A 6,229-nucleotide genomic window follows, 5' to 3' on the forward strand; every position below is an offset into this window, starting at 1 on the left:
AGAATCAAAGCACCACTGCGTGAATGCAACGATTGCCAAGCCGCTGCGGATTCAGCACTCTGAGTCGACTTTCGCGACCCACCCGCCGCCAATCACAGGAGCCGCGCAATGCCCGCAACCGTTCTGGTACTGGTTGAAACGATCAATGATTATCTGCCGATTCTCGAGCATCAGGGATTCCACCTGATCCTTGCACCAACGCCAGCCGAACGTGCACAAGCCATCGTTACCCATGGCAGCCGCATCGACGCCGTGCTTACTCGCGGGCCGCTGGGCCTCACCGCCGACGAGATCAGCGCCCTGCCCGCCTTGAAAATCATCACGGTGATTGGTGCGGGCTATGAACAGGTCGATCTGCAAGCAGCCAGTGACCGTGGCATCACCGTCACCAATGGTGCCGGGGTCAACGCCTCGTCGGTGGCCGATCATGCGATGGCACTGTTGCTGGCATTGGTCCGCGATATCCCACGCTGCGATGCTGCGGTACGCCGCGGTGAATGGCCGAAAATCATGCGCCCGTCGCTGGCCGGCAAGCGTCTGGGCATCCTCGGGCTGGGCGCCGTGGGCATGGCGATTGCCAAACGCGCCGAGCTGGGTTTCGACATGCAGATCAGCTACCACAACCGCCAGGTGCGCAGCGACGTTTCCTATGCGTTCTGCTCGACACCGACCGATCTGGCGCGAGCCTCGGATTTTCTAGTGGTCGCCACGCCCGGTGGGATCGGCACGCACAACCTGGTGACGCGAGCGGTGCTCGATGCGCTCGGACCGAATGGCTTTATCGTCAACATCGCCCGGGCCAGCGTCATCGCTACGGCGGATCTGATCACCGCACTTGAACAACGTCGTATCGCCGGTGCCGCGCTGGATGTGTTCGATCACGAACCGGAAGTGCCCGATGCCCTGAAAAGCCTCAGCAACGTTGTGCTGACTCCCCACGTCGCCGGCCTCTCCCCCGAAGCCACGCAAGGCACGGTTGAGCTGGTGGGCAAAAACCTGATGGCGTTTTTCTCCGGACAACCAGTGCTGACTCCCGTCGCCCTGCCGCCCAGGTTGAACAACCAGCGCGTGCATTAACGCGCCTGGCATCGTCGAACCGCGCCGATCTTTGGCCCATTCTCAAAGTTGATTATCCAGCAACACGCTAACCTATAAGACCGACCCGCGCTTGTGAGCACCCGAGCGCGCCATTAGATTAGCCAATGATGTCTGGCCTCCAAAATAAGCAGAAGGGATAAGCATGGCGCTTACTGACCAGTCCACCCGGATCCGCGCGGGCGAAGAACTCGATGCCAGCCTGATCGATCCGTACCTCAAGGCGCACATTCCCGGCCTGACCGGCACTCCGCAGATCAGCCAGTTTCCCGGCGGCGCGTCGAACCTGACTTACCTGCTGGAATACCCCGAGCAAGAATTCGTTCTGCGCCGCCCGCCGTTCGGCCACAAGGCCAAATCCGCCCATGACATGGGCCGTGAGTTCCGCATTCTCAACCAACTGCGCGACGGCTTTCCGTATTGCCCGAAGGCCTACGTGCATTGCACTGACGAGGCCGTCATCGGCGCCGAGTTCTATGTGATGGAACGGGTCAAGGGCATCATCCTGCGCGCCGAACTGCCGTCGGAACTGGGCCTTGATTCGGCGAAAACCGAAGCGCTGTGCAAAAGCTTCATCGACCGCTTCGTCGAACTGCATCGGGTTGATTACAACGCCTGCGGCCTCGGCGACTTGGGCAAACCCGAAGGCTACGTCGCGCGGCAGATCAAGGGCTGGAGCGAGCGCTACGAAAAAGCCCTGACCCCGGACGCGCCGCACTGGGAAGCAGTCAAAGCCTGGCTCAACGACAAGATGCCGGCCGACCACCCGACGTCGAGCATCGTCCACAACGACTACCGCTTCGACAACGTCATCCTCGACCCGGCCAATCCGATGCAGATCATCGGCGTGCTCGACTGGGAACTGACGACCCTCGGCGACCCGCTGATGGACCTGGGCAATACCCTCGCCTACTGGATCGAAACCGGCGACCCGGCACCGGTGCAACTGATGCGCCGCCAGCCAAGCCACGCACCGGGCATGCTGACGCGCCGCGAATTCGTCGACTACTACGCCGAGCGCTCGGGCATCCGCATCGACAATTTCGACTTCTACTACACCTACGGCCTGTTCCGCCTGGCCGGCATCGTGCAGCAGATCTACTACCGCTTCTACCACGGCCAGACCCAGGACAAACGCTTCGCGCAGTTCATTCACATGAACAAACTGCTGGAGCAGATGAGCCTGCAGGTCATCCAGAAATCCAGCCTCTGACCCAGGCCTACAACAAGACTTCCAACAAGGGAAACCCATGTCCAAGACTCAGTTGTTCGACCTCGACGGCAAAATCGCTTTCGTCTCCGGCGCCAGCCGTGGCATCGGTGAAGCCATCGCCAAACTGCTGGCCCAGCAAGGCGCCCATGTGATCGTCTCGAGCCGCAAGCTCGAAGGCTGCCAACACGTCGCCGACGCCATCATCGCCGCCGGCGGCAAGGCAACAGCCGTGGCCTGCCACATCGGTGAGATGGAGCAGATCAGCCAGGTCTTCGCCGGGATCAAGGAACAATTCGGCCGCCTCGACATCCTGGTCAACAACGCCGCGACCAACCCGCAATTCTGCAACGTGCTCGACACCGATCTGGGTGCATTCCAGAAGACCGTCGATGTGAACATTCGCGGTTACTTCTTCATGTCGGTCGAAGCCGGCAAGCTGATGCGCGAAAACGGTGGCGGCAGCATCATCAACGTCGCCTCGATCAACGGCATCTCCCCGGGCATTTTCCAGGGCATTTACTCGGTGACCAAAGCGGCGGTCATCAACATGACCAAAGTCTTCGCCAAGGAATGCGCGCAATTCGGCATCCGCTGCAACGCCCTCCTCCCCGGGCTGACCGACACCAAATTCGCCTCGGCCCTGGTCAAGAACGATGCGATTCTGAAACAGGCACTGACGCAGATCCCGCTCAAACGCGTAGCCGACCCAAGCGAAATGGCCGGCGCGGTGTTGTACCTGGCCAGCGATGCGTCGAGCTACACCACCGGCGTGGCGCTGAATGTGGATGGCGGATTCCTGTCCTGATATCTGTCCCGTGTGGGAGCGAGCCTGCTCGCGAAAGCGTTGTGTCAGTCAGCTATGTTTTGACTGACACCACGCTTTCGCGAGCAGGCTCGCTCCCACAGGGTAACTGCTGGGTTCCTGGCCTCGTGCAATCGAGGATTCGCGAATCTTATTGGGTTATGCAACGGGTAGTGGTGATGTGGCGCGTCACCTGCCCATCTACATACATATCCCCGGCAACCTCAGTATTCTCCAGCACCTCACACCGACGTTCCGGCTGTGGCGGCGGCGCGACAGGCGCAGGTGGTGGGGGACTGGCACAACCGGCCAACAAAATTGCAAGAAAAGCCAACGGCAATACGCGTTTCCCAGGATTATTCATAGGACGACCCGCGGTAATGGAAGACAAACTCCCGCAACCCGACCGGCCGCGGAAGACCTGACCACTCATTCTTTATAGCTGAGCACTTTGTTAGCGCCAGTGGATTGGGGTGATTGGCTGGGATTGGCTGTCGGTTTTGCGGGGATTTTCCAGCAGAAGCCTGGATTGGGATTATGGTTGTCGGCGAGGGCCTCAGGCTCACTCCTACAGTTTTGATCGAGTGAATTCAGTAACAACCAGGTCGGCTGTCAGGCCGCCTTCGCGAGCAGGCTCGCTCCCACAGAAAAGCAAAAGCAGCGCAGCTGCCCGCGGCGAAGCCGCCCCACTCAACAATGAGCGCAAGCTCGAGTAGCTTTTGATCCTGGAGCCCGTCGGCAGGCTGAGTGGAGGGATTGATCCGGGCGTGGGAGCGCAGCGACCGTCTGGCGCAGCCAGACACAGCGGAAGGAGGTGCAGCGAAGCAAACCGTAGCCGCTGCGCCAGGATCAATCCCGGAGCGAAGGAACCCCGAGCCTCAGCGAGCGGGCCGAACGTCAGGGCGAAGACCTTTTGGTTCCTTTTGGGGCGTTTGCCAAAAGGGACTCGCCGTAAGGGCGAAACCGCCAGCCGCAACACCCAAAAAAACGGATATACCCCCCCCAGAGCATGGCCGGCCCAAAGGCCGCCAAGACCAAAGCGCGCTTAAGCCAAATCCGGATCCCGCGAAGAACGCAAGGAATTGCTCTCAAGCTCATACCGCAACTCCCCCACCAACGCCTCAACCGCCTCAGGCGAACGCAGCGAAGCCAGATCCAGCCCACTGATCACCAGATCCACCTGCCCCGAATCAGGGTGATACAACTTGACCGTCAGCGAATGATCACCATCCACCGAACACTCACAAGCCAGCGGCGCAAAACTGTGCTCGAGCCGAGCGCGCAACTGCGCAAGATTCATCATTGACGTTGTTCCTATGACTGTTTCAGAAGGGGCACGATCGCAAACCCGAAATGGTCTACACCGCACCCCACCAGCCTAAGAACACAACGCCTTGGCCAATACATGAATTTGCACCCTTGTAACTAGTGCATTTGCACCCCTCAGCGCTGGCCCTTGGTGCCCCACTCTCCCGAAAACAAGCCGCGCTCCCGAGCCCAGACGATCGCCTCGCTGCGGCTATGCACGTCGATTTTCGAGTACACAGTGGCAACATGATTGCGCACGGTATTGGGCGCCAGTTTCAACCGCGCGGCGATCTCCTTGTCCGCCAGTCCTTCACAGATCAGTCCCAGCACATCGCGCTCACGGGCCGTCAGGTCAGTGAACGAGGCACTTGGCAGCTGCGGCGAGTTGATCTTCTTCACGTTGGCCAGCTTCTCGATCAGCGTCCGGCTGAACCACGACGCATCCTTCATCACCTCTTCAATCGCCGCGACCAGCTCAAGCTCAGTGCGCTTGCGCTCGGTCATGTCCATCAGCACCAGCAAATAGCAGGACGTGTCGTGAATGTTCACGGTGTCGGCCGAGACCGCACATTCCAGCAACTCCTCGTCCTTCTTGCGCACCGGCACATCTACCCGATCGACCCGACCGCTCTTCGCCAACGCCGACAATAACCGGGTGCGCGCGCCGTCATCGTGGATGAAGCTCAACTGCGTCACGGTTTTGCCAAGCACGTCATCGCTGTCATAGGCCAGGGTATCGAGGAACGCCTGGTTGACGTCGATGACCTCCTGCTTGTCAGCGGTGCAGATCAGAATCGGTACCGGAGTCAGACGAAAAGCCTTGGCAAAGCGCTCCTCGCTCTGACGCAAGGCCACTTCGACCCGGCGCCGGGGCTCCATGTCGACGAAAGAGAACAGCATGCAATTCTCGTCATTGAGCAGCAGCGGCTGACCGGCCACGATCACCTGTTTACTGCCACCGTCGGGTAGGCGCAGTTCCGCCTGCATCTGCGGAATGGTAGCGACATCGCGCAAGCGCTGAACAGCCAGATCGCGCTGGTCGGCCTGCTCGAAAATGTCGATTTCGTAGGCGGAGGTACCAATCACCTGATCGCGGGTATAGCCGGTCATTTCCAGAAAGCCCGGGTTGACCTTGATATAGCGCAAATCGCTGAGACGACAGATCACTGCCGGCGCGGGGTTGGCGTTGAAGGTTTTTTCGAAACGCAGCTCGGCGTTGGCCCAATCGGTGACGTCGCTCATGATCAGCACCAGCGACTCGGGCTGGCCGACGCGGTCGGTCAGCACCATGCTGCGCACGCTGTGTACCCAGACCCGCTCCGGGTCGTCCACGGACGAGACTTCGATCAGCACATCATTGAACGCCTCGCAGCGGGCGACACGGCTGATCGGGTAGTTGTCCGGCGGCAAGACATGATTGTTGCGATAGCGCAGCGTGAAGCGTTTGGCGTACTCGTCGGCGTTGCTGCCCAGATCACCGATGGTGCTGACACCGTGCATGGTCAGCGCCGCTTCGTTGGCCCAGAGAATGCTTTTGTCGAGTTCCAGCAGAATCACCCCGTCCGACAGCCCGGCGATGATCTGCTGCAACTGGCGACGGTTGGTTTCGGTGGTCAGGACTTCCTGGCTCATTGGATCTCCACACTGTGATGCGGCTAGGTGAAGAGTACGACCGCAGCGGTTCGGGATCGTGCCGCGGCCTCAAAATCGCCAGAAATCCCCTGTGGGAGCGAGCCTGCTCGCGAAAGCGCTGGGTCAGATAGACCATTCGGTGACTGACCCGGCGCATTCGCGAGCAGGCTCGCTCCCAC

Annotated in this window: 5 protein-coding genes; 3 read left to right on the top strand and 2 right to left on the bottom strand. The window is 60.2% G+C overall.

Features of this window, described 5'->3' with window-relative positions; genetic code table 11:
- The first annotated feature begins 108 nt into the window (after positions 1–108).
- From PS14A_RS14620 to PS14A_RS14630, 3 genes are all read left to right on the top strand, one after another.
- The gene (locus PS14A_RS14620; RefSeq protein WP_130911426.1) at positions 109–1,077 is read left to right on the top strand and encodes a 2-hydroxyacid dehydrogenase; all 969 of its coding nucleotides are present in this window, start codon (positions 109–111) and stop codon (positions 1,075–1,077) included.
- A gap of 163 nt (positions 1,078–1,240) precedes the next feature.
- Positions 1,241–2,308: a phosphotransferase family protein gene (locus tag PS14A_RS14625; RefSeq protein WP_212616566.1), complete on the top strand. Its 1,068-nt coding sequence runs from the start codon at positions 1,241–1,243 to the stop codon at positions 2,306–2,308.
- A gap of 37 nt (positions 2,309–2,345) precedes the next feature.
- Positions 2,346–3,113 carry an SDR family oxidoreductase gene (locus PS14A_RS14630; protein ID WP_041480848.1) on the top strand — a complete coding sequence of 256 codons (768 nt, stop codon included), beginning with the start codon at positions 2,346–2,348 and terminating at the stop codon, positions 3,111–3,113.
- Between the two features lie 1,042 nt (positions 3,114–4,155).
- Here the strand turns inward: PS14A_RS14630 and PS14A_RS14635 are convergent.
- Together PS14A_RS14635 and PS14A_RS14640 are read right to left on the bottom strand one after the other, a co-directional pair.
- Positions 4,156–4,413 carry a DUF1652 domain-containing protein gene (locus PS14A_RS14635; RefSeq protein WP_137214898.1) on the bottom strand — a complete coding sequence of 86 codons (258 nt, stop codon included), beginning with the start codon at positions 4,411–4,413 and terminating at the stop codon, positions 4,156–4,158.
- A gap of 140 nt (positions 4,414–4,553) precedes the next feature.
- Entirely contained in the window at positions 4,554–6,050 is a 1,497-nt protein-coding gene (locus PS14A_RS14640; protein ID WP_212616567.1) for a helix-turn-helix transcriptional regulator, read from the bottom strand.
- Positions 6,051–6,229: the final 179 nt, after the last annotated feature.

Source organism: Pseudomonas sp. 14A, from assembly GCF_018132745.1.
Classification (GTDB): Bacteria; Pseudomonadota; Gammaproteobacteria; order Pseudomonadales; family Pseudomonadaceae; genus Aquipseudomonas; species Aquipseudomonas mercuritolerans.

Coding starts and splice junctions, on each gene's coding strand:
- PS14A_RS14620 (WP_130911426.1), top strand. CDS start 109: ATGCCCGCAACCGTTCTGGTACTGGTTGAAACGATCAATGATTATCTG.
- PS14A_RS14625 (WP_212616566.1), top strand. CDS start 1,241: ATGGCGCTTACTGACCAGTCCACCCGGATCCGCGCGGGCGAAGAACTC.
- PS14A_RS14630 (WP_041480848.1), top strand. CDS start 2,346: ATGTCCAAGACTCAGTTGTTCGACCTCGACGGCAAAATCGCTTTCGTC.
- PS14A_RS14635 (WP_137214898.1), bottom strand. CDS start 4,413: ATGATGAATCTTGCGCAGTTGCGCGCTCGGCTCGAGCACAGTTTTGCG.
- PS14A_RS14640 (WP_212616567.1), bottom strand. CDS start 6,050: ATGAGCCAGGAAGTCCTGACCACCGAAACCAACCGTCGCCAGTTGCAG.